27 protein-coding genes and 1 pseudogene are annotated in these 24,746 nt (G+C 73.8%); 17 read left to right on the top strand and 11 right to left on the bottom strand.

What is annotated here, in order from left to right:
• The first annotated feature begins 69 nt into the window (after window positions 1–69).
• The 8 genes from HS99_RS05365 to HS99_RS05400 all read left to right on the top strand — a co-directional run bounded on the left by HS99_RS05365 (window position 70) and on the right by HS99_RS05400 (window position 8,654).
• Window positions 70–1,173: a quinone-dependent dihydroorotate dehydrogenase gene (locus HS99_RS05365; protein ID WP_030553694.1), complete on the top strand. Its 1,104-nt coding sequence runs from the start codon at window positions 70–72 to the stop codon at window positions 1,171–1,173.
• Window positions 1,174–1,238: 65 nt separating this feature from the next.
• The gene (pyrF, locus tag HS99_RS05370) at window positions 1,239–2,072 is read left to right on the top strand and encodes an orotidine-5'-phosphate decarboxylase (RefSeq protein ID WP_030553695.1); all 834 of its coding nucleotides are present in this window, start codon (window positions 1,239–1,241) and stop codon (window positions 2,070–2,072) included.
• A 361-nt stretch (window positions 2,073–2,433) separates the two neighbouring features.
• Entirely contained in the window at window positions 2,434–2,760 is a 327-nt protein-coding gene (mihF, locus tag HS99_RS05375; protein WP_030290269.1) for an integration host factor, actinobacterial type, read from the top strand.
• A gap of 49 nt (window positions 2,761–2,809) precedes the next feature.
• Window positions 2,810–3,367 (top strand): guanylate kinase, encoded by a 558-nt coding sequence (gene gmk / locus HS99_RS05380; protein ID WP_030290272.1) that lies wholly within the window; start codon window positions 2,810–2,812, stop codon window positions 3,365–3,367.
• Between the two features lie 37 nt (window positions 3,368–3,404).
• A complete protein-coding gene (gene rpoZ, locus HS99_RS05385; RefSeq protein ID WP_030240625.1) occupies window positions 3,405–3,671 on the top strand; it encodes a DNA-directed RNA polymerase subunit omega in 267 nt (88 codons plus the stop codon).
• A gap of 200 nt (window positions 3,672–3,871) precedes the next feature.
• Window positions 3,872–5,101: a bifunctional phosphopantothenoylcysteine decarboxylase/phosphopantothenate--cysteine ligase CoaBC gene (gene coaBC, locus HS99_RS05390; protein ID WP_030290274.1), complete on the top strand. Its 1,230-nt coding sequence runs from the start codon at window positions 3,872–3,874 to the stop codon at window positions 5,099–5,101.
• 150 nt (window positions 5,102–5,251) lie between these two features.
• The gene (gene metK, locus HS99_RS05395; RefSeq protein WP_030290280.1) at window positions 5,252–6,460 is read left to right on the top strand and encodes a methionine adenosyltransferase; all 1,209 of its coding nucleotides are present in this window, start codon (window positions 5,252–5,254) and stop codon (window positions 6,458–6,460) included.
• A 109-nt stretch (window positions 6,461–6,569) separates the two neighbouring features.
• Window positions 6,570–8,654 carry a primosomal protein N' gene (locus tag HS99_RS05400; protein WP_030553697.1) on the top strand — a complete coding sequence of 695 codons (2,085 nt, stop codon included), beginning with the start codon at window positions 6,570–6,572 and terminating at the stop codon, window positions 8,652–8,654.
• 261 nt (window positions 8,655–8,915) lie between these two features.
• On the opposite strand, the pseudogene HS99_RS46295 reads toward HS99_RS05400, so the two are convergent.
• Window positions 8,916–9,353: pseudogene (locus HS99_RS46295) on the bottom strand (hypothetical protein); the annotation flags it as partial.
• Between the two features lie 301 nt (window positions 9,354–9,654).
• Here HS99_RS46295 and def point away from each other — a divergent pair.
• From def to HS99_RS05425, 4 genes are all read left to right on the top strand, one after another.
• Window positions 9,655–10,200 carry a peptide deformylase gene (gene def, locus HS99_RS05410; protein ID WP_030553699.1) on the top strand — a complete coding sequence of 182 codons (546 nt, stop codon included), beginning with the start codon at window positions 9,655–9,657 and terminating at the stop codon, window positions 10,198–10,200.
• Window positions 10,201–10,237: 37 nt separating this feature from the next.
• Entirely contained in the window at window positions 10,238–11,176 is a 939-nt protein-coding gene (gene fmt, locus HS99_RS05415; RefSeq protein ID WP_030290285.1) for a methionyl-tRNA formyltransferase, read from the top strand.
• A gap of 105 nt (window positions 11,177–11,281) precedes the next feature.
• Window positions 11,282–12,769 carry an RsmB/NOP family class I SAM-dependent RNA methyltransferase gene (locus tag HS99_RS05420; protein ID WP_046386157.1) on the top strand — a complete coding sequence of 496 codons (1,488 nt, stop codon included), beginning with the start codon at window positions 11,282–11,284 and terminating at the stop codon, window positions 12,767–12,769.
• Between the two features lie 46 nt (window positions 12,770–12,815).
• Window positions 12,816–13,817, top strand: coding sequence for a MerR family transcriptional regulator (locus HS99_RS05425; protein WP_078938744.1), 1,002 nt, complete (start codon window positions 12,816–12,818; stop codon window positions 13,815–13,817).
• 33 nt (window positions 13,818–13,850) lie between these two features.
• Here HS99_RS05425 and HS99_RS05430 read toward each other — a convergent pair whose 3' ends face one another.
• From HS99_RS05430 to HS99_RS05475, 10 genes are all read right to left on the bottom strand, one after another.
• Entirely contained in the window at window positions 13,851–14,312 is a 462-nt protein-coding gene (locus HS99_RS05430) for a hypothetical protein (RefSeq protein WP_084768256.1), read from the bottom strand.
• 34 nt (window positions 14,313–14,346) lie between these two features.
• Window positions 14,347–15,288: a polysaccharide deacetylase family protein gene (locus HS99_RS05435; protein ID WP_050366890.1), complete on the bottom strand. Its 942-nt coding sequence runs from the start codon at window positions 15,286–15,288 to the stop codon at window positions 14,347–14,349.
• A gap of 57 nt (window positions 15,289–15,345) precedes the next feature.
• Entirely contained in the window at window positions 15,346–15,711 is a 366-nt protein-coding gene (locus HS99_RS05440; protein WP_063737785.1) for a sulfurtransferase TusA family protein, read from the bottom strand.
• The gene (locus tag HS99_RS05445; RefSeq protein ID WP_030557882.1) at window positions 15,708–16,049 is read right to left on the bottom strand and encodes a hypothetical protein; all 342 of its coding nucleotides are present in this window, start codon (window positions 16,047–16,049) and stop codon (window positions 15,708–15,710) included. The genes HS99_RS05440 and HS99_RS05445 overlap by 4 nt, the downstream gene beginning before the upstream one ends.
• 111 nt (window positions 16,050–16,160) lie before the next feature.
• Window positions 16,161–16,721, bottom strand: a complete 561-nt coding sequence (locus HS99_RS05450; protein ID WP_232543178.1) for a MarR family winged helix-turn-helix transcriptional regulator — start codon at window positions 16,719–16,721, stop codon at window positions 16,161–16,163.
• A 70-nt stretch (window positions 16,722–16,791) separates the two neighbouring features.
• A complete protein-coding gene (locus tag HS99_RS05455; RefSeq protein WP_030287345.1) occupies window positions 16,792–17,148 on the bottom strand; it encodes a DUF6204 family protein in 357 nt (118 codons plus the stop codon).
• 333 nt (window positions 17,149–17,481) lie between these two features.
• Complete coding sequence (locus HS99_RS05460; RefSeq protein ID WP_030557883.1) at window positions 17,482–18,099, bottom strand: hypothetical protein; 618 nt, start codon at window positions 18,097–18,099, stop codon at window positions 17,482–17,484.
• Between the two features lie 192 nt (window positions 18,100–18,291).
• On the bottom strand, window positions 18,292–18,981 hold the full coding sequence (locus tag HS99_RS05465) for an alpha/beta hydrolase (RefSeq protein WP_046386142.1): 690 nt from the start codon (window positions 18,979–18,981) through the stop codon (window positions 18,292–18,294).
• Between the two features lie 49 nt (window positions 18,982–19,030).
• Window positions 19,031–19,360 carry an SH3 domain-containing protein gene (locus HS99_RS05470; protein WP_030557887.1) on the bottom strand — a complete coding sequence of 110 codons (330 nt, stop codon included), beginning with the start codon at window positions 19,358–19,360 and terminating at the stop codon, window positions 19,031–19,033.
• 274 nt (window positions 19,361–19,634) lie between these two features.
• Window positions 19,635–19,952, bottom strand: coding sequence for an ArsR/SmtB family transcription factor (locus HS99_RS05475; RefSeq protein WP_030287337.1), 318 nt, complete (start codon window positions 19,950–19,952; stop codon window positions 19,635–19,637).
• Between the two features lie 168 nt (window positions 19,953–20,120).
• On the opposite strand from HS99_RS05475, the gene HS99_RS05480 reads away from it, so the two are divergent.
• The 5 genes from HS99_RS05480 to HS99_RS05500 all read left to right on the top strand — a co-directional run bounded on the left by HS99_RS05480 (window position 20,121) and on the right by HS99_RS05500 (window position 24,548).
• Window positions 20,121–20,492, top strand: a complete 372-nt coding sequence (locus HS99_RS05480) for a VOC family protein (RefSeq protein WP_030557888.1) — start codon at window positions 20,121–20,123, stop codon at window positions 20,490–20,492.
• 94 nt (window positions 20,493–20,586) lie between these two features.
• Window positions 20,587–21,408: a DUF6215 domain-containing protein gene (locus HS99_RS05485; protein ID WP_141763671.1), complete on the top strand. Its 822-nt coding sequence runs from the start codon at window positions 20,587–20,589 to the stop codon at window positions 21,406–21,408.
• Window positions 21,409–21,430: 22 nt separating this feature from the next.
• Window positions 21,431–22,000, top strand: coding sequence for a uridine kinase family protein (locus HS99_RS05490; RefSeq protein WP_030287331.1), 570 nt, complete (start codon window positions 21,431–21,433; stop codon window positions 21,998–22,000).
• Between the two features lie 142 nt (window positions 22,001–22,142).
• Window positions 22,143–23,642, top strand: a complete 1,500-nt coding sequence (locus HS99_RS05495) for an outer membrane protein assembly factor BamB family protein (protein ID WP_030557891.1) — start codon at window positions 22,143–22,145, stop codon at window positions 23,640–23,642.
• A 96-nt stretch (window positions 23,643–23,738) separates the two neighbouring features.
• Entirely contained in the window at window positions 23,739–24,548 is an 810-nt protein-coding gene (locus HS99_RS05500) for an alpha/beta fold hydrolase (protein ID WP_030557893.1), read from the top strand.
• Window positions 24,549–24,746 lie beyond the last annotated feature (198 nt).

Below are 24,746 nucleotides of genomic sequence, written 5' to 3' on the forward strand. Positions count from 1 at the left end.
CCACCCTTCTGTCGACGGGCTGCGCCCGGGCCCTTAATTACGGTTCTCGCTGCGGGAGTTGACCCCACTTTGTACAAGCTTCTGTTCGATCTCGTCTTCAAGAGGATGGACCCGGAGAAGGCCCACCACCTCGCCTTCTTCTGGATCCGGCTCGCCTCCTCCGTCCCCGGCCTGCGCACCCTGGTGCGGCTGGTCCTCGTCCCGCGCGACCGGGCGCTGCGGACCCGGGCCCTCGGCCTGGACCTGCCCGGCCCGTTCGGCCTCGCCGCCGGCTTCGACAAGAACGGCGTCGGCATCGACGGCCTGGCGATGCTCGGCTTCGACTACGTCGAGATCGGCACCGTCACCGGGGAGCCCCAGCCCGGCAACCCGGCGCCCCGGCTGTTCCGCCTGGTCGAGGACCGCGCGCTGATCAACCGGATGGGCTTCAACAACCAGGGCTCGGCCCGGGTCGCGGCCCGGCTGGCCGCCCGCCCGCACACCAGCTCCACCCCGGTGATCGGTGTCAACATCGGCAAGACCAAGGTGGTCGAGGAGGCCGACGCCGTCGCCGACTACGTCAAGTCGACCGAGCGGCTGGCCAAGTACGCCGACTACCTGGTGGTCAACGTCAGCTCGCCGAACACCCCCGGGCTGCGCAACCTCCAGGCCGTCGACCACCTGCGCCCGCTGCTCGCCGCCGTCCGCGAGGCCGCCGACCGCACCACCGCGCACCACGTGCCGCTGCTGGTCAAGATCGCCCCCGACCTGGCCGACGAGGACGTCGACGCGGTCGCCGACCTCGCCCTGGAGCTGGGCCTGGACGGCATCATCGCCACCAACACCACGATCGGCCGCGAGGGCCTGCGGGCCGACGCGAAGCGGGTCGAGGAGATCGGCATGGGCGGCCTGTCCGGCGCCCCGCTCAAGGCCCGGGCCCTGGAGGTGCTGCAGCGGCTGCGCGCCCGCACCGGGGGCCGGCTGACGCTGGTCTCGGTCGGCGGCGTGGAGACCGCCGAGGACGCCTGGCAGCGGATCATCCACGGCGCCGACCTCGTGCAGGGCTACAGCGCCTTCATCTACGAGGGCCCGTTCTGGTGCCGCCGGATCCACCGGGGCCTGTCCGCCCGGGTCCGCGCCGGGGGCTTCCGCGACCTCGCGGCGGCCGTCGGCAGCGCCGTCCGCGGCTCCTAGCCCCTGAACCGCCCGCACCGCCCGCACGACCTGCGGCACGCCCGCACGACCCTCGGAAGGACGACATGACCCTCGCCCCGTTCGGCGCCCGGTTGCGCCAGGCCCTCGACACCCGCGGCCAGCTCTGCGTCGGCATCGACCCGCACGCCTCCCTGCTCTCCGCCTGGGGCCTCGGCGACGACCTCGCCGGGCTGGAGACCTTCAGCCGCACCGTGGTGGAGGCCCTGGCCGACCGGGTGGCCGTGCTCAAGCCGCAGGCCGCCTTCTTCGAGCGCTTCGGCAGCAAGGGCGTCGCGGTGCTGGAGAAGAGCGTCGAGGAGGCCCGGGCGGCCGGCGCGCTCGTCCTGATGGACGCCAAGCGCGGTGACATCGGCTCCACCATGGCCGCCTACGCGGAGGCCTTCCTGTCGCCCGCCGGTCCGCTGTTCTCGGACGCCGTCACGGTCAGCCCGTACCTGGGCTTCGGCTCGCTGCGCCCGGCGCTGGACCTGGCCCGCGAGCAGGGCTGCGGGGTGTTCGCCCTGGCGCTCACCTCCAACCCGGAGGGCGCCGAGGTGCAGCGCGCCGTCGGCGCGGACGGCGAGCCGGTCGCGGCCTCGGTGCTGCGGCAGTTGGCGGCCGAGAACGCGGGCGCGGCGCCGCTGGGCTCCTTCGGCGCGGTGGTCGGCGCGACGCTGGCCGACGCGGGCGTGGACCTGGCCATCAACGGCCCGCTGCTGGCCCCCGGGATCGGCGCCCAGGGTGCGACCATGGCGGACCTGCCGCGGGTGTTCGGCGCCTCGGTCATCAACGTGGTGCCGAGCGTCAGCCGGGACGTGCTCAGGCACGGTCCGTCCGTGCCGGCCCTGCGGGAGGCGGCGGAGCGCTTCGTCGGGGAGTTCGCGGAAGCCGTCAAGTAGCGGAAGGCATCCGGCCGGTAGCCGCCCGGTGACCGTGCGCAGTGTCCGCAGGACGGCGGCGCGGCACCGGAGTTGACGTGAGCGCCGTCACATCGACGCCGTCAAAGTTTCGCAATCGCGGTCATTTTGCCCCGGAAAGTCCTGGTCGGCCGTGGCTGACCAGGACTTTTCGTGTTCTTTTCCTGACGTGGCGCCGCAATGCGGGTAGTGTCCGGCGATAGGTCATCGGCGAGCCGCGAACCCGTAGCTCCCGCAGGTCAGGGCCCTGTGGTTCCCCATTGGGCTCCTCTTGCGGACGGTGTCCTAGGTACCGAACCAGTCATAGCTCAATCCCTTCCTTCCATACCCTGAGGTGAACGGCGTGGCTCTTCCGCCCCTTACCCCTGAACAGCGCACCGCCGCGCTCGCCAAGGCCGCCGAGGCTCGCCGGGAGCGCGCCGAGGTCAAGAACCGGCTCAAGCACTCCGGCGCCTCCCTGCACGAGGTGATCAAGGCCGGCAAGAACGACAACGACGTCATCGGCAAGATGAAGGTGTCGGCCCTGCTGGAGTCCCTTCCGGGCGTCGGCAAGGTCCGTGCCAAGCAGATCATGGAGCGCCTCGGCATCAGCGAGAGCCGCCGTGTCCGCGGTCTCGGCACGAACCAGATCGCCTCCCTGGAGCGGGAGTTCGGCGGTGGCGCCGCCTGACCGTGCCCCCGTGGTCCCGGGATCGTCCGCGATCCGGGATAATCGGTGCATGAGTGAGCGTCCGCGGCTGACCGTGCTCTCCGGCCCCTCGGGGGTCGGCAAGAGCACGGTCGTCGCTCATATGAGGAAGATGCACCCCGAGGTCTGGCTCTCGGTGTCGGCCACCACCCGGCACCCGAGGCCGGGCGAGAAGAACGGGGTTCAGTACCACTTCGTCGACAACGACGAGTTCGACAAGCTGGTCGCCAACGGCGAGCTGCTGGAGTGGGCCGAGTTCGCCGGGAACCGCTACGGCACCCCGCGCGCGGCCGTGCTGGAGAAGCTGGAGCGCGGCGAGCCCGTCCTGCTGGAGATCGACCTGCAGGGCGCCCGCCAGGTGCGCGAGTCGATGCCGGAGGCCCAGCTGGTCTTCCTGGCCCCGCCGAGCTGGGACGAGCTGGTCCGCCGGCTGACCGGCCGCGGCACCGAGCCGCAGGACGTGATCAAGCGGCGGCTGGAGGCGGCCAAGGTCGAGCTCGCGGCCGAGCGCGAGTTCGACACGACCCTTGTCAACACCTCCGTCGAGCAGGTAGCGGCCGAACTGCTAGCCTTGCTCGGTGTAGCCTGACCTGCCAGTCTTTTCCACCCTTTCGGAAGGTTTTCGCGTGTCCTCTTCCATGACCGCGCCCGAGGGCATCATCAACCCGCCGATCGACGAGCTGCTTGAGGCCACCGACTCGAAGTACAGCCTCGTGATCTACGCCGCCAAGCGCGCGCGCCAGATCAACGCGTACTACTCCCAGCTCGGCGAGGGCCTGCTGGAGTACGTCGGCCCGCTGGTCGACACCCACGTGCACGAGAAGCCGCTGTCGATCGCGCTGCGCGAGATCAACGCGGGCATGCTGACGGCCGAGGCGATCGAGGCTGCCTGAGGCAGGCCCGTACCTTCACCGGAGGGCCCGGCGGAATCATTCCGCCGGGCCCTCCGGTGTTCTGTGTCCGAGCTGCCGGGCCTGCGGTGTTCCGGGCCGGGGTCGCCGGGCCCTCCGGTGGTGTGCTGTGGGGCACGGTGCGGGTGGCAGCTGAGGGGTCGTAGGGTGGGCGGGTTCGAGCTGCGGAGAAAGGTCGGTAGATGAGCGCGAGTGCGGACGCCCCCCGCGTGGTCCTCGGCGTCAGCGGCGGGATCGCCGCCTACAAGGCGTGCGAGCTGCTGCGCCGGTTCACCGAGTCCGGCCACGAGGTCACCGTGGTGCCCACCGCGGCCGCGCTGCACTTCGTCGGCGAGGCCACCTGGGCCGCGCTGTCCGGCCGCCCGGCCGCCACCGAGACCTGGGAGGACGTGCACGAGGTGCCGCACGTGCGGATCGGGCGGCAGGCCGACCTGGTGGTGGTCGCCCCCGCCACCGCCGACCTGATGGCCAAGGCCGCCCACGGGCTCGCCGACGACCTGCTGACCAACACCCTGCTCACCGCCGGCTGCCCGGTCGTCCTGGCGCCCGCGATGCACACCGAGATGTGGGAGCACCCGGCCACCCGGGAGAACGTCGCCACGCTGCGCCGCCGGGGCGTGATCGTGCTGGAGCCGGCCGTCGGGCGGCTCACCGGCAAGGACACCGGCAAGGGGCGGCTGCCCGAGCCCGCCGCGATCTTCGACGCCTGCCGGGCCGTGCTGCGCCGCGGCGGGCCGGTGCCCACCGACCTGGCCGGGCGGCACGTGGTGATCTCGGCCGGCGGCACCCGGGAGCCGCTGGACCCGGTCCGCTTCCTCGGCAACCGCTCCTCCGGCAAGCAGGGGTACGCGCTCGCCGTGACCGCCGCGGCGCGCGGGGCGCGGGTGACCCTGCTCTCGGCCAACGCGGAGCTGCCCGATCCGGCCGGGGTGGACGTGGTGCACGTCTCGACCGCGCTGGAGCTGCGCGAGGCGGCGCTGAAGGCGGCCGAGGACGCGGACGCCGTGGTGATGGCCGCGGCGGTGGCGGACTTCCGGCCCGCCGAGTACGCGACCGGCAAGATCAAGAAGGTCGAGGGGGTCGAGCCGGCGCCCGTCGCGCTGGTCCGCAATCCCGACGTGCTGGCCGAGCTGTCGGCGCACCGCCCCCGTTCGGGTCAACTCGTGGTGGGTTTCGCGGCGGAGACCGACGACGTGCTCGCCAACGGCCGCGCCAAGCTCGCGCGCAAGGGCTGCGACCTGCTGGTGGTCAACGAGGTCGGCAACGGCAAGGCCTTCGGTCAGGACGTCAACGAGGCCGTGGTGCTCGGCTCGGACGGCAGTGAGACCCCCGTACCGGTGGGGCCGAAGGAGGCGCTCGCGGACGTCGTCTGGGATCTGGTCGCAAAGCGGTGGGAACCGGGTCGGAACTGATCGAGTCCCGATCGAGAACGCTCTTGATTTCCGGAAGCAGGTGACGTTCGACGGAACCAGCCGGTTAGACTCCAGGAATCAAGTCTTTCCGGATGTCCCCGGTTCGCCGGGGGCCTTCAGTCAGCAGCCGCTGCAACCCCAGGGAGCGCTGTGTCTCGCCGCCTGTTCACCTCGGAGTCCGTGACCGAGGGACACCCCGACAAGATCGCTGACCAGATCAGCGACACCATCCTTGACGCTCTCCTGCGGGAGGACCCGACGTCCCGGGTCGCCGTGGAGACGCTCATCACGACCGGCCAGGTGCACGTGGCCGGCGAGGTGACCACCAAGGCGTACGCGCCGATCGCCCAGCTCGTCCGGGACAAGATCCTGGAGATCGGTTATGACAGCTCCAAGAAGGGCTTCGACGGCGCCTCCTGTGGTGTCTCGGTGTCCATCGGTGCCCAGTCGCCCGACATCGCGCAGGGTGTCGACACCGCGTACGAGGCCCGGGTCGAGGGTGACGAGGACGACCTGGACAAGCAGGGTGCCGGCGACCAGGGCCTGATGTTCGGCTACGCGTCCGACGAGACGCCCGAGCTGATGCCGCTGCCGATCACCCTGGCGCACCGCCTCTCCCGCCGCCTCACCGAGGTCCGCAAGAACGGGACCATCCCGTACCTGCGCCCCGACGGCAAGACCCAGGTCACCATCGAGTACGACGGCGACAAGGCCGTCCGCCTCGACACGGTGGTCGTCTCCACCCAGCACGCCAGTGACATCGACCTGGAGTCGCTGCTGACCCCGGACATCCGCGAGTTCGTCGTGGAGCCGGAGCTGAAGGCGCTGGCCGAGCAGGGCATCAAGCTGAACACCGACGGCTACCGCCTGCTGGTCAACCCGACCGGCCGCTTCGAGATCGGCGGCCCGATGGGCGACGCCGGCCTCACCGGCCGCAAGATCATCATCGACACCTACGGCGGCATGGCCCGCCACGGTGGCGGCGCCTTCTCGGGCAAGGACCCGTCCAAGGTGGACCGCTCGGCCGCGTACGCGATGCGCTGGGTGGCGAAGAACATCGTCGCCGCCGGCCTCGCCAGCCGCGCCGAGGTGCAGGTCGCGTACGCGATCGGCAAGGCCGAGCCGGTCGGCCTGTTCGTGGAGACCTTCGGCACCGAGACCGTGCCGGTCCTCACCATCCAGAAGGCCGTCTCCGAGGTCTTCGACCTGCGTCCGGCCGCGATCATCCGCGACCTGGACCTGCTGCGCCCCATCTACTCCCAGACCGCCGCCTACGGCCACTTCGGCCGTGAGCTGCCGGACTTCACCTGGGAGCGCACCGACCGGGTCGAGCAGCTGAAGGCTGCCGTCCGGGACTGACCTGGTGTGTGAGCGGCGCCCACCCTTTCGGGGGTGGGCGCCGCTCCGCTGTGTGCGCGGTGTCGGTTCTGTGCGCGGTGTCGGTGTGACCTGGTAGTACTTGGGAGCGATGAGCAGCACAGGGGAGAACGGGGCCGCCGAGCCGGAGCAGCTGGCGTTCATCCGGGAGACGGTCAAACGGGCCAAACCCCGGACGTGGAAGGGTGCAAAGCGGGCGGAGCACCTGCCGGTGGCCCGGGTCGTGGTGGACAAGGGCGTGCTCACCATCGACAAGTTCTTCGACTACGAGGTGCCCGCCGCCATGGCCGAGGAGGCCCGACCGGGCGCCCGGGTGCGGGTGCGCTTCGGGGCGCGGGTGGTGAAGGGCCAGCGCGAGGGCGGGGAACTGCACGACGGGTTCATCGTCGCCCGGCTGGAGAAGAGCGATTTCGCGGGCCCGCTCGCCCCGCTCGCCCAGGTGCTCTCGCCCGAGCCGGTGCTCTCCCCGGAGCTGCTGCGACTGTGCCGCACCGTCGCCGACCGGTACGCCGGGACCCTCGCCGACGTGCTGCAACTGGCCGTCCCGCCCCGGCACGCCAAGGCCGAGGCGGAGCCCTCGCCGCCACCGCTGCCTCGCCCCCAGCCCCCGGCAGCCGGCGGGTGGCAGCGCTACCCGGCCGGACCGGACTTCCTCGCCGCGCTGGCCGGCGGCGGCTCGCCGCGCGCGGTGTGGGCGGCGCTGCCCGGGCCCGGCTGGCCGTACGAGATCGCCCGGGCCGTGGCGGCGACGCTCGCGGGCGGGCGCGGCGCGCTGGTCGTGCTGCCCGACCGGCGGTCGGTGGCCCGGGTCGACCAGGCGCTGACCGAACTGCTCGGACCGGGGCTGCACGTGGCGCTGGAGGCCGAACTCGGCCCGCGCGAGCGCTACCGGCGCTGGCTCGCGGTCAGCCGCGGCTCGGTGCACGCCGCAATCGGCACCAGGGCCACCATGTTCGCGCCGGTGTGCGACCTCGGTCTGGTCGTGGTCTGGTCCGACGGCGACGGCAGCCACAGCGACCCGCGCGCCCCGCACCCGCACGTGCGCGAGGTCGCGCTGCTGCGCGCCGCCGACGAGGGCGCGGCGGTGCTGCTCGGCGGGCATGCGGTGACCGTGGAGGGCGCGCAACTGGTCAGCACCGGCTGGGCGCGGCCGCTGGTCGCCGACCGGGAGACCGTCCGGCAGGTCGCCCCCAGGGTGCGCACCGTCACCGACCAGGACCAGCACCGGGACGCCGCCGCCCAGGCGGCCCGGCTGCCCTCGGTGGCCTGGGAGGCCGCCCGGGAATCGCTGGCGGCCGGGCATCCGGTGCTCATCCAGGTGCCCCGGCGCGGCTACGTCCCCCGGCTGGCCTGCGGGCGCTGCCGCACCCCCGCCCGCTGCCGGCGCTGCGAGGGCCCGCTGGAGGCGCCCTCGGCGGATGCCCCGCTGCGGTGCGGCTGGTGCGGGGAGGCGGAGAACGACTGGCACTGCCCCGAGTGCGGCTCCTTCCGGCTGCGGGCGCAGGTGGTCGGCGCCCGCCGCACGGCGGAGGAACTCGGCAAGGCCTTTCCGCGGATCCCGGTGCGGACCTCGGGGCGCGACGCGGTGCTGGACACCGTGCCCGACGAGCCCTCGCTGGTGATCTCCACCCCGGGCGCCGAGCCGGTGGTCGAGGGCGGCGGCGGGTACGGAGCCGTACTGCTGCTGGACGGCTGGGCGCTGCTCAGCCGGCCCGACCTGCGGGCCGGGGAGGAGGCGCTGCGGCTCTGGCTGGCGGCGGCCGCGCTCGCTCGGCCGTCCGGGGAGGGCGGGACGGTGGTGGTGGTCGCCGAGCCGTCGGCCCGACCGGTGCAGGCGCTGGTGCGCTGGGACCCGCTCGGGCACGCCGGACTGGAACGGGACGAGCGGGCGCAGCTGCACTTCCCGCCGGTGTCGCGGATGGCCTCGGTGAGCGGCAGCCCGGCGGCCGTCGCCGACCTGCTGAACCTGATCCGGCTGCCGGAGGGCGCGGACGTGCTCGGGCCGGTGCCGGTGCCCGCGCTGCGCGGGGAGGAGCAGGAACGGGCGCTGCTGCGGGTGGCGCCCGGGCAGGGGGCCGCCCTGGCGGCGGCGCTCAAGGCGGCGCAGATCGCCCGGATCGCGCTGCGGACGGCGGAGGCGGTGCGGGTGCGGGTGGATCCGACGGACATCGGCTGAGGTCGCTGGGGGCGGGGTGAGTGGGCCACCCCGCCCCGGACGGCCCGGTTGTCGTGACGGCGTCGGTCAGCCGCGGAGGGGGATGTTGGTGCGGTCGGGCTGCGGGCGCTCGATGCCGGATCGGTCGATGGTGCTTCGGTCGATGGTGCTTCGGTCGATCGGGGCGCGGTCGATCGGGGTGCGGTCGAGGGCGTTGCGCTCCAGGGCGGTGCGGTCCAGACCGCCCTGGCGGGCGGCGGGGACCGTGGCGGCCAGGCCGCCGCGCTCGGTGGGTGCGGCGGGGAGCTCCTCGGAGCGGTCCGGGCGGCCGGGGCCCGGGACCGCGCCGCTGGCGGCGAGGAGTTCGCTGGTGGGGCGGCGCATACCGTAGCGGCGGTGCACGGCCTGCTTGGTGACCCCGAGGGCGGAGCCCACCGAGTCCCAGGAGAAGCCCAGCGCGCGGTCGAACTCGACCGCCGCCGCCACCAGGGTCTCCACGCTCTCCCGCAGCTCCTGCGCCAGGCGCACGGTCGGCGCGGGCGCCCGTCCGTACACCACGAAGCCGGCCGAGGTGCTCGGTCGGCGCGGTCGGTACACGTTGCCCAGCTGGGCGGTGAGCGTCCGCAGCGCGTCGACCTGGCGCCTCACCCGCTCGATGTCCCGCACCAGCAGGTGCAGGCTCGCCCGCGCCCGGGCGTCGTGGTTGATCTGCTCGGCCATGGCCTACGTGCCACCTTCCGTACGGTTCAGCTCGGCCGGGGCTCGGTGTCCCGTGCGCCCGGCCCCGGTCAATCTCTCTTGACCAACGCCGAAGCGGGGGCCGGGGTAACGCCGCTCGGCGACTCGGGATATGCCAGAAGCGGGTGCGGGCGTCGTGGGAAGGAGGGTGCGGGTGTTGTGGGCAGGAGGGTGCGGGCGTCCGAGGACGGCCCGTCGGAGCGGCCGGGGGAGTTGCATAGACTTGCGGTGAACCAGCCGTTGCCCGAAAGCCCGTGCCCTCGCGGACAGGAGCCCGTACCCCGTGGCGATCCAGCCGATCCGTCTCTTCGGAGACCCCGTCCTGCGGGCCACCGCCCAGCCGGTGACCACCTTCGACAAGGAACTGCGCAACCTGGTCAGCGACCTCACCGACACCATGCTCGACGCCCCCGGCGCAGGCCTCGCCGCGCCCCAACTCGGCGTCTCGCTGCGGGTGTTCACGTACCACGTGGACGGTGTCACCGGGCACCTGATCAACCCGGACCTGTCGCTCAGCGAGGAGGAGCAGGAGGGCCCGGAGGGCTGCCTCTCGCTGCCCGGACTGCGCTACGACACCAGGCGCGCCCACGGCGTGGTCGCCAGGGGCTTCAACATGTACGGCGACCCGGTCACGGTGGAGGGCACCCAGCTGCTCGCCCGGTGCATCCAGCACGAGACCGACCACCTGGACGGCATCATCTTCATCGACCGACTCGACCGGGAGCAGCGAAAGGCCGCGCTCAAGGCGATCCGGGAGAGCGACTGGGGCGCCGGTCCGGCGCCGGTCGTCAAGATATCGCCGCACAGCACCTTCGGCTCGGCGCGCTGAGTTCGTCCTCCAATCTCCTTTTCCAGAAAGGCACTTGATGCGTCTCGTCTTCGCCGGCACCCCCGAGGTCGCCGTTCCCGCCCTGGACGCGCTGCTCGCCTCCGACCGGCACGAGGTCGTCGCGGTGGTCACCCGCCCCGACGCCCCCGCCGGGCGCGGGCGCAAGCTGGTCGCCAGCCCCGTCGCCCAGCGCGCCGAGGAGGCCGGGATCGAGGTCCTCAAGCCGGCGAAGCCCAGCGACCCCGACTTCGTCGCCCGCCTCACCGAACTCGCCCCCGACTGCTGCCCGGTGGTCGCCTACGGCGCGCTGTTGCGCCCCGGCACCCTGGAGATCCCCGTCCACGGCTGGGTCAACCTGCACTTCTCGCTGCTGCCCGCCTGGCGCGGCGCGGCCCCGGTCCAGCACGCGGTGCTGGCCGGCGACGAGGTCACCGGTGCGTCCACCTTCCTGATCGAGCAGGGCCTGGACTCCGGCCCGGTCTACGGTGTGATCACCGAGGAGATCCGCCCGAGCGACACCAGCGGCGAACTGCTCACCCGGCTCTCGCACTCGGGCGCCCGGCTGCTGGCCGCCACCATGGACGGGATCGAGGACGGCTCGCTGTACGCCGTGCCGCAGCCGGCCGAAGGCGTCACCCTCGCGCCGAAGATCAGCGTCGAGGATGCGCGGATCGAGTGGAACCACCCGGCCCTGCGGATCGACCGGGTGGTGCGCGGCTGCGCGCCGGCGCCGGGCGCGTGGACGGAGTTCCGGGGCGAGCGGCTGAAGGTCACCGGGCCGGTCAAGCTGCTGCCGGACACCGCCGAGCTGGCGCCGGGCGAGGTCGCGATGGTCGGCAAGAACAGCGTGCGGGTCGGCACCGGGAGCCACGACATCGAGCTGGGGGAGGTGCGTCCGCAGGGGAAGAAGGAGATGCGGGCGGCCGACTGGGCGCGCGGGGCGCGGCTGGAGGCGGGGGAGCGCTTCGGGGCCTGAGCGCCGTTCGCGGGCCCCGGGGCGCCCCATGGGGCTGACCGCCGGGTTTGGCGTTACTGTTCGTTCGAGATCTTCTGATAACCATCGCAGCACTTTGAGGCACTTGTGAGCACCCCCAGTTCCCGCGGCAACTCCGGCACCCCCGGCAGCTCCGGTCGGCCCGGCAACTCCGGCGCCGGGCGCGCGCCCCGGCCGCACCGCCGGCCGAAGAAGGACCCGGCCCGGATCGTCGCGTTCCGCGCCCTTCGCGCCGTCGACGAGCGCGACGCGTACGCCAACCTGATCCTGCCGTCCCTGCTGCGCGAGGCCGAGCAGAAGGGCATGGACCGGCGCGACGCCGCCCTCGCCACCGAGCTCGTGTACGGCACCCTGCGCCTGCAGGGCACCTACGACGCGATCATCGCGGCCTGCATCGACCGGCCGCTGAGCAAGGTCGACCCGCCGGTGCTGGACGTCCTCTCGCTCGGCGCCCACCAGCTGCTCACTACCCGCATCCCCAGCCACGCGGCCGTCTCGGCGACCGTCGAGCTGGCCCGGGTGGTGCTCGGCGACGGCAAGGCCAAGTTCGTCAACGCCGTGCTGCGCCGGATCAGTGCCCACGACCTGGACGGCTGGATCGAGCAGGTCGCCCCGCCGTACGACAAGGACGCCGAGGACCACCTCGCAGTCGTGCACTCCCACCCGCGCTGGGTGGTCTCCGCGCTCTGGGACTCGCTCGGCCGCTGGCAGCCGGACGCCTCCGGGCGCACCGCGGTGGAGGAACTGCTGCGGGCCGACAACGAGCGGCCCGAGGTCACCCTGGTCGCCCGGCCCGGCCGGGCCACCGTCGGCGAGCTGGCCGACGCCCTGCCGGAGGCCACGCCGGGGCGCTGGTCCCCGTTCGCGCTGCGGCTCGCCGAGGGCGGCGACCCGGGCACGCTGACCGCCGTGCGGGAGAACCGGGCGGGCGTGCAGGACGAGGGCAGCCAGCTGGTCGCGCTGGCGCTGGCCGCGGCGCCGCTGGAGGGACCGGACCGGCTCTGGCTGGACGGCTGCGCCGGACCGGGCGGCAAGGCCGCGCTGCTCGGCGCGCTGGCCGCCGAGCGGGGCGCGGCGCTGGTCGCGAGCGAGAAGCAGCCGCACCGGGCCCGGCTGGTGGCGCGGGCACTGGAGGGCAACCCCGGCCCGTACACGGTGATCGCCGCCGACGGGACGCGCCCGGCCTGGCGCTCCGGCGGCTTCGACCGGGTGCTGGTCGACGTGCCGTGCTCCGGCCTGGGCGCGCTGCGGCGTCGTCCGGAGGCGCGCTGGCGGCGTCGGCCGGCCGATGTGGCGGCCTTCGGACCGCTCCAGCGGGACCTGCTGCGTTCGGCGATCGAGGCCACCCGGGTCGGCGGCGTGGTCGGCTACGCGACCTGTTCGCCGCACCTCGCGGAGACCCGGGCGGTCGTCGACGACGTGCTGCGAGGGGAGGGCGGCCGGGTCGAGTGGGTCGACGCGCGGCCGCTGCTGCCCGGCGTGCCAGCGCTCGGGGACGGGCCGGACGTGCAGCTGTGGCCGCACCTGCACGGGACGGACGCGATGTACCTGGCGCTGCTGCGGCGTACTTCCTGAGGGCGGGCTTGCGGCTCCTGTAGGGGGAGGCGGCAGGGTGGTGGGCATGAACGGCGATGCGCTCCTCACCACTGGCCCGCTTCCGACCACTGGCCCGCTTCCAACGACCGGCCCGCTCCTCACCATTGGCGAGCTGGCCCGGCGGACCGGGCTGACGGTGAAGACCGTCCGGTTCTACTCGGACCAGGGAATCGTGTCGCCGGCCGACCGCAACCCGGCCGGCCACCGGCGGTACGGCGCGGACGCCGTCGCGCGCCTGGATCTGGTGCGCACCCTGCGCGAACTCGGGCTCGGACTGCCCGAGGTCCGGCAGGTGATGGAGCGCGAGCACGGGCTGCCCGAGGTCGCGGCGGCGCACGCGGCGGCGCTCGACGTCCGGATCCGGGTGCTGCGGCTGCGGCAGGCGGTGTTGCGGACGGTGGCCGCGCGCGGGGCCACCGCAGAGGAGTTGACGCTCGTGCACCGCTTGGCCCGGTTGACGCAGGACGAACGGGGGCGCCTGGTCGGGGAGTTCCTGGCCGAGGTGTTCGGCGCAGGTGCTTCCCGGGACGGTCGTTTCGAAGGGGCCGCGCGGTCGTTGACTCCGGAGCTGCCGGAGGAGGCGTCGGCCGAACAGGTCGAGGCCTGGGTGGAGCTGGCGCTGCTGGCCGAGGACGCCGGATTCCGTGAGCTGCTGCGCGGATTGGCGGCGGAGGAGGCCGCGGAAGCGGCGGCGGTCGGTGCGGGAGCCGTTCCTCGACCTGGACTGGCGGTGCTGGTGAGGGAGTTGGCCGGTCCGGCGGTTGCGGGCGGGGTGGCGCCCGATGCGGCGGAGGCGGCGCGGGTGGGCGACCTGCTGCTGGAGCGGTACGCCCGGCTGGTGGGTGCGGACGGGCTGGACGGGCCGGTGCTGCGGGCCCGGTTGAGGGAGCGGTTGGTGGAGCGGTTGAGGGCCATGGCGGACCCGCGACGGGAGCGCTACCTCGAGCTGCTGGCGGTGGTCAACGGATGGGCGGCGCCGGAGAGTTCGGCCGAGGTGATGGACTGGGCCGTGCGGGCCCTCGGCTGAGGGCGTCCGGTGGTCCGGCCCGCTGCCGGGGGTTCACTGCCGGAGGGGCGGCGGGCCGGGGCAGTTGGTGAGGAAGGCGTGGGCCTGGGCGCGGAGGTGGTCGACCGGAGGGTCCTCGCAGATCACCTCCAGACCGAGCCCGGTGGCCTGCCCCAGCTGGTGGTACGACTGGTAGGCGAGGTACGGACGGTGGTCGTCGGTCGGATCCAGCCCGACGGCGAAGGTCGCGAAGTGGGTGCGCTCCTTCTCGGTGCGCGCGAACTCCGTCCGGGAGAGCTCCCATTCGAACTCGTACGGCTCCGGATCGGCGGGCAGGTCGAGCAGTGCCTGAGCCAGTCGGCGGACCTCGTCCGGCCCGGCGAAGGGGAGCGACTCCGACCAGAGCGGTGCGGCGGCGAACAACTCCCAGTCGGAACCGTTGTGGCGGACGGACAGTTCCCACTCGCCGTCCTGATCGCGCCAGCGGCAACTGAGCATCGGATCCATGGTGGTCAACCTCCCTGCGTAGTCCGGCCGTTACGCTTTCTCCTCATCGTGGCACAACCGGCGGGTGCGGGGAGCCCGGCGTGACCCGGCCTCGGGCGGCTCGCCAGGCTTCCTGCAGCGGACGGTAGCCGAGCACGGTGACGCCGTGTTCGGCGAGCAGGCGGCGGGCCTCGGGGGAGACGAGGAACTCGTAGTCGGTGCGGCGGACGCGCCAGCCGTCGTCGGTCGGGCTGCTCCTCGGGATGCGAGGGTGCGGGCCGGTGGCCAGGCCGGGGTGGACGGCCCACTCGGTCAGGCCCGGCGGGAGGGCGGCGAGCAGGCGGGCGTAGTGGGCCGGCTTGTCCTCCAGCGGGACGGCGAAGCTGTCGAGGAAGCCGTGGTCGACGACGGGCAGTCCGCGCTCGCGCAGCCGGGCCAGGGCGGGCGGCAGCCAGACCCGGACGGCGAGGCCGTACTCGGCACCGAGGGCGAGGGCGAGGTCGAGGATGTCCTCGCGGCCGCCGTCGGCGAGGCAGTGGAAGTCGAGGTGGGTCGGGCTGAGGCCGCTCGCCGTGACCGCTTCGATCTGGGCGCGGAACTCGCGCTCCACGTGGTCGAGTCGGGCGCGGGTGGCCAGCGCGGCGCGGCCGGCGGGGGTGGGGGCGTAGAGCTCGCCGGTGGGGTCGAGGAGGGAGGCCACCCGGTCGAGCGCGGTGAGCGGGCCCCAGCGCAGGTGCGGCGTCTCACAGACCAGGGTGAGGTGGATGCCGAAGGGGATCTCCGGGTGGCGGCGCAGGAGCCGGAGCGCGTGCGGGGCGGCGTGGCAGGGGGTCATCAGACTGCAGGAGGCGGCGATGCCCTGCTGGACCGACTCGATGACGGCCAGGTTGACGGACTCGTCCAGGCCGAGGTCGTCGCAGTTGAGGAGCAGGAGGCGGGCGTCGGGCGGGTGGCCGAGGAGGTGGTTGGCGCGGGGGCCTTCCGGGGCGGGGCCTGCGGTGGGCATGGGGGCAGTCTTCACCGGGGAGGCGGCGGGCGCGCGGGGATTTCCCGGTGGGCGGGCTCAGTTGGCGTCTTCGGTGGGCGTGGGGGTGGGCGGCGTCGTGGTGGGCGCGGGGGTGGGGGTGGGGGTGGGGTCCGGGTGCCAGGGGCGGCCGGGGCGGGTCCGGACGGGGGCGGAGGTGAGGCGGAGGGCGTACACCTCGCGGTCCGGCGCCGGGGAAGGGACCGGGCCGAGGTACTCGTGGCCGGTCAGGTGGCACCAGGCGGGCAGGTCGAGCGGGGCGGCGGGGTCGGTGGTGTGGATGTGGACCACCGCGCCGGCCGGGAGGTCGGCGATCTGTGCGCGCAGGCGGAGCAGGAGCTGGACGCAGAGCAGACCGGTGCCGTCGACGGTGAGGTCGGGGGTGACGCTGTTGGGGGCGGTCATCGGGGGGTCTCCTGGGGTGGTGCGCCGGAGGCGGCGAGGCGGTTCGCTCTCCTCGAACGGGCGGACGTCGGCGAGGTGCCAGCCCTCGGCCAGCCGGTCCACCAGCTCGTGGGGAAGAAGCGGACGGCGAAGCCGCCGTGTTCCCAGCGGTCGTCCCCGTGGCCGGTGTCGGTGCCAGTGCCGGCGGCGGCGAAGGCACGGGCGGCGTACGGTGCGGGGTCGGACGGCTGCGCGCCGTACCTGCCGGGGCCGGCCCGGTGGGTCTGCCGCCGGTGCCTGTGTCGGGCGTCCGCGAGGGTGGGCTCCCGGCGGAGCGACGTGCCGGGGGTGCGGGTCATGGTGCTGCCTTCGCGGGATGTGCCGTGGTGCGGGTGGTGCGGGTGGTAGTGCTGGTACCGGTTCAGCCTAGGGCGGGGGCAGGACGGGGGGTCGGGTGGGGTGGGGCCCGGTCACGGCCTCGGGATGTGGCGGTGTTCGGGGGCGGTGCCGCCGAGTCGGGTGAGCAGGGCGGACAGCTGGGTCAGGCCCTCGGCGCTCCACTGCTCGGGGGCGAAGTGCTCGGCGGCGACCTGTCGGGCGGTGTGCAGCATCTCGGCCAGCCGTTCGCGACCGGTCGGGGTGAGAGCGGCATAGGCGACCCGGGCGTCACGGGCAGCCGCCTCGCGGGTCACCAGGCCGATCCGCTCCAGCGGAGCGAGGCCTCGGGTGACGCCGGAGGCGGTGAGGCCGAGGGCCTCCGCGAGGTCGACCCGGCGCATCCGGCCGCCGGGGGCCTGGGCGAGGTGCAGCAGCAGGGTGAAGTCGGACAGGCTCACGCCGTGCAGGCCGCTGAGGCTCGAGTCGAAGCGCTTGACCACGGCCGTCTGGGCCCGGACGAGGCGCAGGGCGGTGTCGAGTGGGTCGGGGCGGGAGTCGGTCATGGGATTGGGGCCGGTTGCGGGGTCGGGGCCGGGGCCGGTCATCGGGCTCGTGGGGGCCGTCGGGTCCGCTGCGTCTGCTGGGCTTGTCATTGCCACCTCCTTGACTGCTCAAGTATATGCACGTGCGGAGCCGTCAAGGAGGTGGCGGAGGGGGGGTCGGTCAGCGGGTGCCGTTGGCGGCGCGGCGCTGCCGCTTGCCGAGGGGGGCCTGGGAGAGGTCCTCGGTTTGGGAGCGGAGGTTCTTGTAGCCGTAGCCGCGGTCGGTCAGCCAGGACTGCGCCGCCTGTTCGGCCCGCTCGGCGGCCTCCAGGATGTCCTCCTCCGCCTCGCCTTCGTCGAGGAAGCGGAAGGTGAAGGCCGCGCGGGCGTTGAGGTCGTAGCTGAGGTGGCCCTCGCGGGTGAAGGTGGCGTGCAGTACGTCGTGTTCGGGCGCGGCCGCGAGGAGCTCGGCGCGCTGCTCGTCGGTGAGGCCGTCGAAGACGCCGCGCACCATGATGCGGAAGGTTCGGGTGGTCATGCCCAGACGATAGGCAGGAGGAGCGGCGGACCGCCAATGCGATTTCGTGGGCGGGGCGCGCCCAAGGTCGAGGGCGGCGGTCTTGGTGATGGGCGTGTGGTCTCCGAGGGCGGAGGCTCGGACGCGTGCGGAAGGGGCCTCGGGGGAGAACACCGGTGTGACGTCGAATCAGTTCCGCGACTCCGTGGGGAGAGCCGGTTCCAGCAGGTGTCGACGGTGGAGGAGCCGACCTCGGGGGTGAGGGCCTGATGAGTGCTGGGCCGATGTGTGGGGGTCATGGTTCGCCTCGTGTTTCCGGGCCGGTTGCTGTGCTCGGGCCCCGGTCAGGGGACTTCAGCTAGGGGCGTCGGTCAGCTCGACGGAGTGGACGGTGAAGGTGCCGCGGGTGACCGGGGCGAAGGGGGCCGGCGCCATGCAGGTGCCGACGACGGGCTGGTAGGGGTTGCCGTCCTTGTCCAGGTCCATGTTCGCCACGCCCCAGGAGAAGCCCAGGCGGTCCCTGCCGTGGCCGTGGGCGTCGTAGATGCTCAGGCCTATGCGCTCGCCGACCGGTATGCCGTTCGACTTGGTGATCACGGCGGACAGGGTGGCTACGGGCCCGCCGGTGGCGAGGCAGTCGACCGTCGCGTCGGCCTCGCGGAAGTCCCCGGAAGCCGTGCGGTGGGAGAAGTGGACGGTGCCCCGGGCATCGGTGGGGAGGCCCGTGGGCAAGCCGGGGACGGGGTGGGTGTAGGGCACGCCCTCGGCGTCGATGGTGAACCGGATGTCGTCGTTGGGGCTGGGCGCGTAGTGGATCCGGGCGGATCCGTTGACCCGGGCGGCCGCGGTGGTCTCGGTGGAGGGGGTCGCGCCAGCTGGGGCAGCGGCGGTGAGTGCCGTGAGGGCGAGGGCCCCGAGGGCGGCGGCCACGGCGGTGCGGGTGCTACGGGCGGTGCGGGTGGTGCGGAACATGGTGGAGACTCCCTTCTCCGGCGGCCCCGGTGGCCGCCGTCTCGGTGACTCCAAGGCTGGTCGCTGACACCCCCTCCGCACATGTGCCGATCGGCATAAAGCGATCACGGGGTTCGCTGGGTGGCCCTGCCGATCGGCAGGGTCGGTTCCCGGAAGCGAGTGGGTGAGGCGCGTCCCCGCCGCACCGGGGCGCTACGCCCGCGCCGGGAGCCGGGTGCAGACCGCACCCGTCGCGGTCGGCGCCGTGCCGGCACCCAGCGCGGCGAGCGTGAAGTCCGTGGTCAGCGCGTTGACGGCGGCGCTCTGCCGGACCAGGTAGTGGCTGCCGCCGGGCACCTCGTAGCGCGCGAGCTCCGGTGTGACCTGCCGGGCGCGCAGTGCGTACTCCAGGGACTGGGTGGCGCTCGCCGCGCTGCGGTCGGCCGTGCCGTGCACGATCAGCACCCGGCGGCCGGCGAGGTGTTCCACCTTGTCGCCGCTGGGCAGCCAGGGGGCGATTCCGGCGACCGCGGCGACGTTCGGGTGCCCCGCGCACCAGAACGCGGCCCGCCCGCCGAGCGAGTTGCCGATGAGCACCACCGGTGCGCCGGGGTAGTGGCGTTCGAGTTCGTCGAGCGCCCACCGGGTGTCGACGGCGGTGTCGGCGTCGGCGCCGTTCCAGCCGCTGTAGCGGTAGCGCAGCAGGTGCACCGCGAGGCCGTGCGGGCGGCCGCGGCCGGTGAGTTCGGCGGCGAGCCCCCGCAGGCCGAGTTCGGCGATCCGCAACGGTCCGCGCCGGCTGCGGATGAATCCGCCGGGCAGCAGCAGGGCGACGCCGGAGACCGGGCCGTCGCCCTCCCACGGGGTGAGTTGTGCGGTGCGCGGAGGCTGCGCTCGGAACACGCCGGTCCTTCCGGGGGGACGGTGGTGCCTGGGGGTGGACAGGCGGATTCTACGGTTCCGGCGGCGGGTCACTGTGTGTCAGGAGCACCCACAGGACCCAGCCGGTGACCCCGGTGCGGCTGACCAGGACCTTCGCCCAGCGGGTGCCGAGCGGCGAGGTCCAGGTGTCCACGACCTCGACCCGGTCTCCGGCCTGGGCCTGCCCGATCACGGTGCCGTCGCCGAAGTGGTCGACCCGGACGTTGGCGGCGCTCGCGGAGACCTCCCACCGCCCGGTCCCGACCGGGGGAGCCTGCTGGTCACCGGCGGTGACGGCCACCGGTGCCAGCAGGATGGCGAGGGAGACCACCCCCGCCGCCGCCCGGCCGATCACCGCCACGGTGCCCGGAGCCGGGCCCTCGGGCCGGCGCTGCGCCCGGGGCGTGCGGGAGCTGTGGACAGCGGGAGCGCGGGGGTCATGTACAGCAGAACGAGCCTCCCGTCGTGCACGTACCGTCGCGCGCCGATGCTCACCCGTTCGGCTGAGCGCGCGGCGGGTGGTACAGCGACGGTCCAAGGTTGCTACGTCGCCAACTGACGGGCGGGCGAGCCGAGTTCCGGTCGCAGGGAGTGGCTTCGAGTATCCGGCCCGGGCCGCGTCCGCCGCCCCTCGGTCACCCGTCGAGGCCGCCGGTCAGCTCTTCCAGGACGGCGGCGAGCAGGCCGGGGAGGCGGGTGTCGAGGTCGTTCCGGCGCAGGGTGACCAGGCGGGTCTTGCCGCTGGTGCGGACGGCGACGACACCGGCCTCGCGGAGGATCCGCCAGTGGTTGGAGAGGGTCGAGCGCGGAACGGTGAGGCCCTCGGGGCTGCAGGTGGTCTCACCCTCCTCGGCGAGGCGGCGGACGAGTTCGAGGCGGACCGGGTCGCCGAGGGCGTGCAGGACGGCGGCGAGGTCGAAGTCCTCGGGGTGGGGCTGGGGCAGGGTCCGCATCGGGTTCCTCGGCTGGGCGGTGGCGGGCTCTGGTGGCGGGCCTGGCAGCAGTCTAGTATCTCATTTCGATAGTTCGGGAAAGTCGAAATGATCTGGAGTGGCTGCGCGACCGCAGGTGCGCCGGGCCGTTCCGGGAGCGCGGACCGTGCGATGGAGGCGAGGGGAACGATGAAGGTGCTGACGGCGCTGGCCCGGGTGTACGTGGACGATCTGGACGCCGCCCTGCCCACGCTGCGCGAACTCACCGGTGAGGAGTCGGGGTTGCGCTTCCCGTACGCCGGAGTGGAGGTCGCGCGGATCGGCGGCCTGCTGGTCGTCGCGGGTACGGAGAAGGCGGTGGCGCCCTTCCGCAGGGTGCAGGCCACCCTGCTGGTCGACGACCTGGACGGCCTCGGGGAGCTGTTGCGGGCTCAGGGTGGGGAGCTGCTGGACGGCCCCAACCAGGTGCCGACCGGGCGCAATGCCACCGCCCGCCATCCGGGCGGGGCGGTGTTCGAGTACGTCGAGTTCGCGAAGGACCGTCCTGCGTTCGCGAAGTGACGGTTAGCCATGTCCGGAGGAGGCTCGGGAGCCGGCCTCGGGCGCCCGGGGAATTGGGACGCGGGTGGGGCGTGAGCCGGGATAGGGTCCGCCGGTGACTGATGATCGTGGGGGAACGGTGGAGACCGGCGCCGAGGGGGCCGGAACCGCCGCGGGCACGGAGACGGCCGCCGAGCCCGACGGTGGCGGGGCCACACCGCGGGTGGGGCTCCAGGTGGGCGCGGCGGTCGTACCGGTGGGGGTGCTGTTCGCGGGGCTCTGGGTCCTGGCCGGGAGGGAGCGCGACGGCGTCGCACCGGCGAAGTGCACTGCGGCGACGGAGAAGGACTCGCCGAAGTACCCGGCGCTGTGCGCCGCGCTCAACCGGCCCGACCAGCCGGTGCTCGTGGGGGTGCCGGAGGAGCGGGTGCTGGTGGCCCAGCCCGGGCTGTCGGCGGCCCTCGGTCCGGGTCTGACCAAGGAGGACTACGGCTCGGCGGAGGTGCAGTTCAGGGAGCTGTACGTCGAGCTCGCCGACCACGGGGACGTCGACGTGGCGGACTTCCCTTCACCCGGCGACCCGACGATCGCGCGCACGCCGGTGCTCGGGCACCAGGCGCTGGTCTACCGCTCGCCCACGATCTCGTTCTCGATCCCGCTCGGCGGCGGGAAGTCCACCACCGGCACCGGCTCCGCGGCCCACTCCCTGGCCGTGGCGAAGAACCAGGACGGGACCGGCGGTACCTTCGAGGTCAGCATCTGGCGCAAGGACTCCGGGCCGATCGACGACGCGACCCTCTACCGGGTGGCCGAGGCGGTGCTGCCGGGTCTGCAGGGCTGGGCGGGCGAAACGGTGGGCGGAACTCCGACGGGCGGAAGTCCGACGGCCGGAAGCCCGACGGCCGGAAGCCCGACGGGCCGCCCGACGACGGGCTGACCGACAGGGCGAGGGGGCGCACGTGCTGGTGACGCTGACCGGTGGCGCCGGCGCGGGCAAGACGACACTGGCCGCCGCCCTGGCGGCAGCCGCCGGGCCGGGCGGCCGGGTGCGGGTGCTGCACGGCGACGACTACTACTACGCCGAGCCCGGGCGTGGCGGCGTCTGGGCGCCGGACGAGGCCGGGGTGCCGCGGCTTGACGTGGGGGATCCGCGCTCGGTGGACGCCGGGCGGCTCGCGGACGACATCGACGCCGCGCTCGGGGAGGCCCGGGTGGTGGTCGTGGACGGACTGTTCGCCCGTACCGTCGCCCCGCGCCGCCCCTGCGCCCGTCTCGACGTCTTCGTCGACCTGCCGGCCGACCTTCGGCTGGCGCGCAAGATCGAGCGCAAGTGCGTCGCCGGCGGCTTCCCGCTGGCGGTGCTGCTGCGGAACTACGTCGGCCACCGGCGGGCCGCTCACGAGCGCCATGTCGAGCCGCTGCGGGCGCGGTGCGATCTGGTGGTCGACGGCGCGCTGGCTCCGGAGGCGCTGGCCGGGCAGGTGTGGGCGGCGGCTGCCGCCAGGGACGGGCAGGGCCGCGTTTCCTAACGTTCCGGCCGGTCAGGGCCTCCTATGTCCAGGGTAGGACGGGGTTTTCCCTGCTCTTTGTTTAGGATCTTGCCCTGCTCTGCGACGATCCGATGATCGTCGCCCTACTGCGGGGGCGGCGCTTCGCAGGGGAGAGACCGGCATGGCCGAGTGGCCCGAGGACAGTGTCGTCCGGGCACGGATGGAGTGGCGCGCCAGGTTCGTCATGCACCGGGAGGCCTGGATGGTCGTCTCAGGCGGCGTCCTGGGGGCCGTGTTCGCGAGCATGGGGCTGGCGGTGCTCCTCGGCCCCGCGAACGGTTTCGGCGGCGACAGCCTCGGCTACATGGGCGCCATCAGCATCCTCGGGCTGCTGCCCTGCGGCGCGGGCTTCGTCTGGGCGCTGATCCACCCCCGGCGCGGGCTCCCCGCGGCGGCCGTCGGCACCGTGCTGGGGCTGGCGATCTTCCTCTGCTTCGCGGGCGACGGTCTCAACGACTCCTGGAAGGCCCCGCCGGACCACCCGGCGACCGTCCGCGCGGTCGGCAGCTGGACCAGCGGAGACCTGGTGGTGCGGGTCCGCCCCGACCAGGTGGTGGCCTACCGCAGCGGCGGCGGGTCGGTGGCCTGGCGGTGGACGCCGCCCGGCGAGGACTCCGTGTGCACGATGAGCCGGGGGATCGGAGCGGGCGGCGTCGGCCTGGTCGGCCACTCGCCGCACGGCAAGCCCTGTTCCGCCGTGACGGCGCTCAACCTCGCGGACGGCAAGGAGAGTTGGACCGACACCGTGGAGGCGCCGGCCCGGGACGGGGACAGCGCGGACTCGGACCTCGTCGCGGTGGTGGGCACCCGGGCCGTGCTGCAGGGCACCGACGGCTGGCGGGCGGTACGGCTGGCGGACGGCCGGGAGCTGTGGCGCAGCGCACCCGACGCCGGGTGCACGCCGCTGGAGGTCGCGGGCGGGGAGCAGGACGTGGTGACGGCCGCACAGTGCGGCGACGGCGCGGCGGTCCTCCGCTCGCTGGCACCCGGGGACGGAACGGGGCGGACGCGGGTGGACCTGCCGGTGGACGGCGGGGTCAAGAACCTCATGGTGGTGTCGGTCGAGCCGCTCGCGGTCTGGGTCGACGCCCAGGCCGACCGCGGCACCCACGCGGTGCTCAGCTACGACCGGTCCGGGAAGCAGCGCGCCTCGATACCGGTCTCCGGCGACGAGTACGACCTGGACGTGATGCTCGGCGGGGTGCACGCCTTCGACGAGTTCACCGCCCGGCCGCTGTTCGGCGGCGTGGTCGTCGGCGACCTGTTCATCGTCCCGGGTGAGAAGCCCGGCGACGTCGGCATCAGCGGTGGCACCCACCCGGGCCGCACGGCCACCGGACGGCTGGTCGCGTACTCGCTGGCGGACGGCGGCAAGCGGTGGACGGCCGGGCTGGACGACCAGGTGACGGGCGTGCTGGTGGACGGCGGCTCGGTCTGGGCGATGACCCGCGACAAGCTGACCCGGGTCGACGCGGCGACCGGCCGCCGCAGCCGCGAGCTGGACGTCAACGACACCGCCTCGCTGTACCCGGTGGACCTGACGATGGCGGGCCGGGAGCGGTTCACGGTCGTCGCGGAGGACGGGACCGGGGACGAGCCGCCGGTCCGGGGGATGAGCTGAGCGGGTCTTCGGGGGCGGCGCACGGCGCGGGCTGAGCGTTCCAGGTGGGTGTGTCAGGCTGGTGGGGGAGCACCGCCGAGCGTCGGGAGGCTCGTAATGGCCGAAATCAGGGTGAACGGGATCTCACTGCACTACGAGGCCCGTGGCGAGGGGCCCGGCGTCGTCCTGGTGCACGGTTCGTGGAGCGACGCGGACACCTGGGAGCGGGTGCTGCCGGGACTGGCCGAGTCCACCACCGCCGTCGCGTACGACCGCCGGGGCCACAGCCGCAGTGAGGACCTGCTCACCCAGGGTTCGGTGCACGAGGACGCGGCCGACCTCGCCGGGCTGGTCCAGGGGCTCGGCCTGGCGCCCGCCTTCGTCTATGGGGACTCGTACGGCGCCCTGATCACCCTGCGGCTCGCCGCCGCCCGCCCCGACCTGTTGCGCGGCATCGCGGTGCACGAGCCGCCCGGCAGCGGCATCCTGCTCACCGATCCGGACCTGCGACCGATCGGCACCGCCTTCGCGGACCGGATCGCCGCCGTCCGGGAGCTGCTGAGCCAGGCCGAGTCCGCCGCGGCCGCCGAGCTGTACGTGGACAGCCTGGCCTTCGGGCCGGGCGCCTGGGAGCAGCTGCCGGCGCCGGTCCGGCACGCCTACATCCGCAATGCGCCGACCTACCTGGACGAGCTGCGCGACCCGGACGCGCTGGACCTCGACCTCGCCGGGCTGGCCCGGTTCACCGAGCCCGCGCTGCTCACCCAGAGCGACGACAGCGCGCCGATGTTCGGCGAGGTGCTGGACCTGATCGACCTCGCCCTGCCGAAGGCGGAGCGGCACCTGTACACCGGTGCCGGTCACGCTCCGCACCTGTCGCAGCCGGAGGAGTGGGTGCGGGTGGTGCTCCCGCGCGCATTGGCGTGAGACGGACCCGAGGGGCGTGAAAGCCGCGGGGTCGATCTCGGCGTCCAGCACCGCCCGGGCGTCCGGCCAGTACGGCGCGAGGGCCAGCTCCCAGTAGTGTCCCAGCTTGTTGACCGCCTCGTGCAGCGGTGAGACCACGAAACGGGTGCGGGCGAGCCCGGCCGAGTCGATGGTGAGCCGGATCATGCCGTCCTCCCC

This window comes from Kitasatospora aureofaciens, from assembly GCF_001188955.3.
GTDB lineage: Bacteria > Actinomycetota > Actinomycetes > Streptomycetales > Streptomycetaceae > Kitasatospora > Kitasatospora aureofaciens.

Coding starts and splice junctions, on each gene's coding strand:
- pyrF (WP_030553695.1), top strand. CDS start 1,239: ATGACCCTCGCCCCGTTCGGCGCCCGGTTGCGCCAGGCCCTCGACACC.
- gmk (WP_030290272.1), top strand. CDS start 2,810: ATGAGTGAGCGTCCGCGGCTGACCGTGCTCTCCGGCCCCTCGGGGGTC.
- coaBC (WP_030290274.1), top strand. CDS start 3,872: ATGAGCGCGAGTGCGGACGCCCCCCGCGTGGTCCTCGGCGTCAGCGGC.
- HS99_RS05400 (WP_030553697.1), top strand. CDS start 6,570: ATGAGCAGCACAGGGGAGAACGGGGCCGCCGAGCCGGAGCAGCTGGCG.
- fmt (WP_030290285.1), top strand. CDS start 10,238: ATGCGTCTCGTCTTCGCCGGCACCCCCGAGGTCGCCGTTCCCGCCCTG.
- HS99_RS05425 (WP_078938744.1), top strand. CDS start 12,816: ATGAACGGCGATGCGCTCCTCACCACTGGCCCGCTTCCGACCACTGGC.
- HS99_RS05435 (WP_050366890.1), bottom strand. CDS start 15,288: ATGCCCACCGCAGGCCCCGCCCCGGAAGGCCCCCGCGCCAACCACCTC.
- HS99_RS05440 (WP_063737785.1), bottom strand. CDS start 15,711: ATGACCGCCCCCAACAGCGTCACCCCCGACCTCACCGTCGACGGCACC.
- HS99_RS05445 (WP_030557882.1), bottom strand. CDS start 16,049: ATGACCCGCACCCCCGGCACGTCGCTCCGCCGGGAGCCCACCCTCGCG.
- HS99_RS05450 (WP_232543178.1), bottom strand. CDS start 16,721: ATGACAAGCCCAGCAGACGCAGCGGACCCGACGGCCCCCACGAGCCCG.
- HS99_RS05455 (WP_030287345.1), bottom strand. CDS start 17,148: ATGACCACCCGAACCTTCCGCATCATGGTGCGCGGCGTCTTCGACGGC.
- HS99_RS05460 (WP_030557883.1), bottom strand. CDS start 18,099: ATGTTCCGCACCACCCGCACCGCCCGTAGCACCCGCACCGCCGTGGCC.
- HS99_RS05475 (WP_030287337.1), bottom strand. CDS start 19,952: ATGCGGACCCTGCCCCAGCCCCACCCCGAGGACTTCGACCTCGCCGCC.
- HS99_RS05480 (WP_030557888.1), top strand. CDS start 20,121: ATGAAGGTGCTGACGGCGCTGGCCCGGGTGTACGTGGACGATCTGGAC.
- HS99_RS05495 (WP_030557891.1), top strand. CDS start 22,143: ATGGCCGAGTGGCCCGAGGACAGTGTCGTCCGGGCACGGATGGAGTGG.
- HS99_RS05500 (WP_030557893.1), top strand. CDS start 23,739: ATGGCCGAAATCAGGGTGAACGGGATCTCACTGCACTACGAGGCCCGT.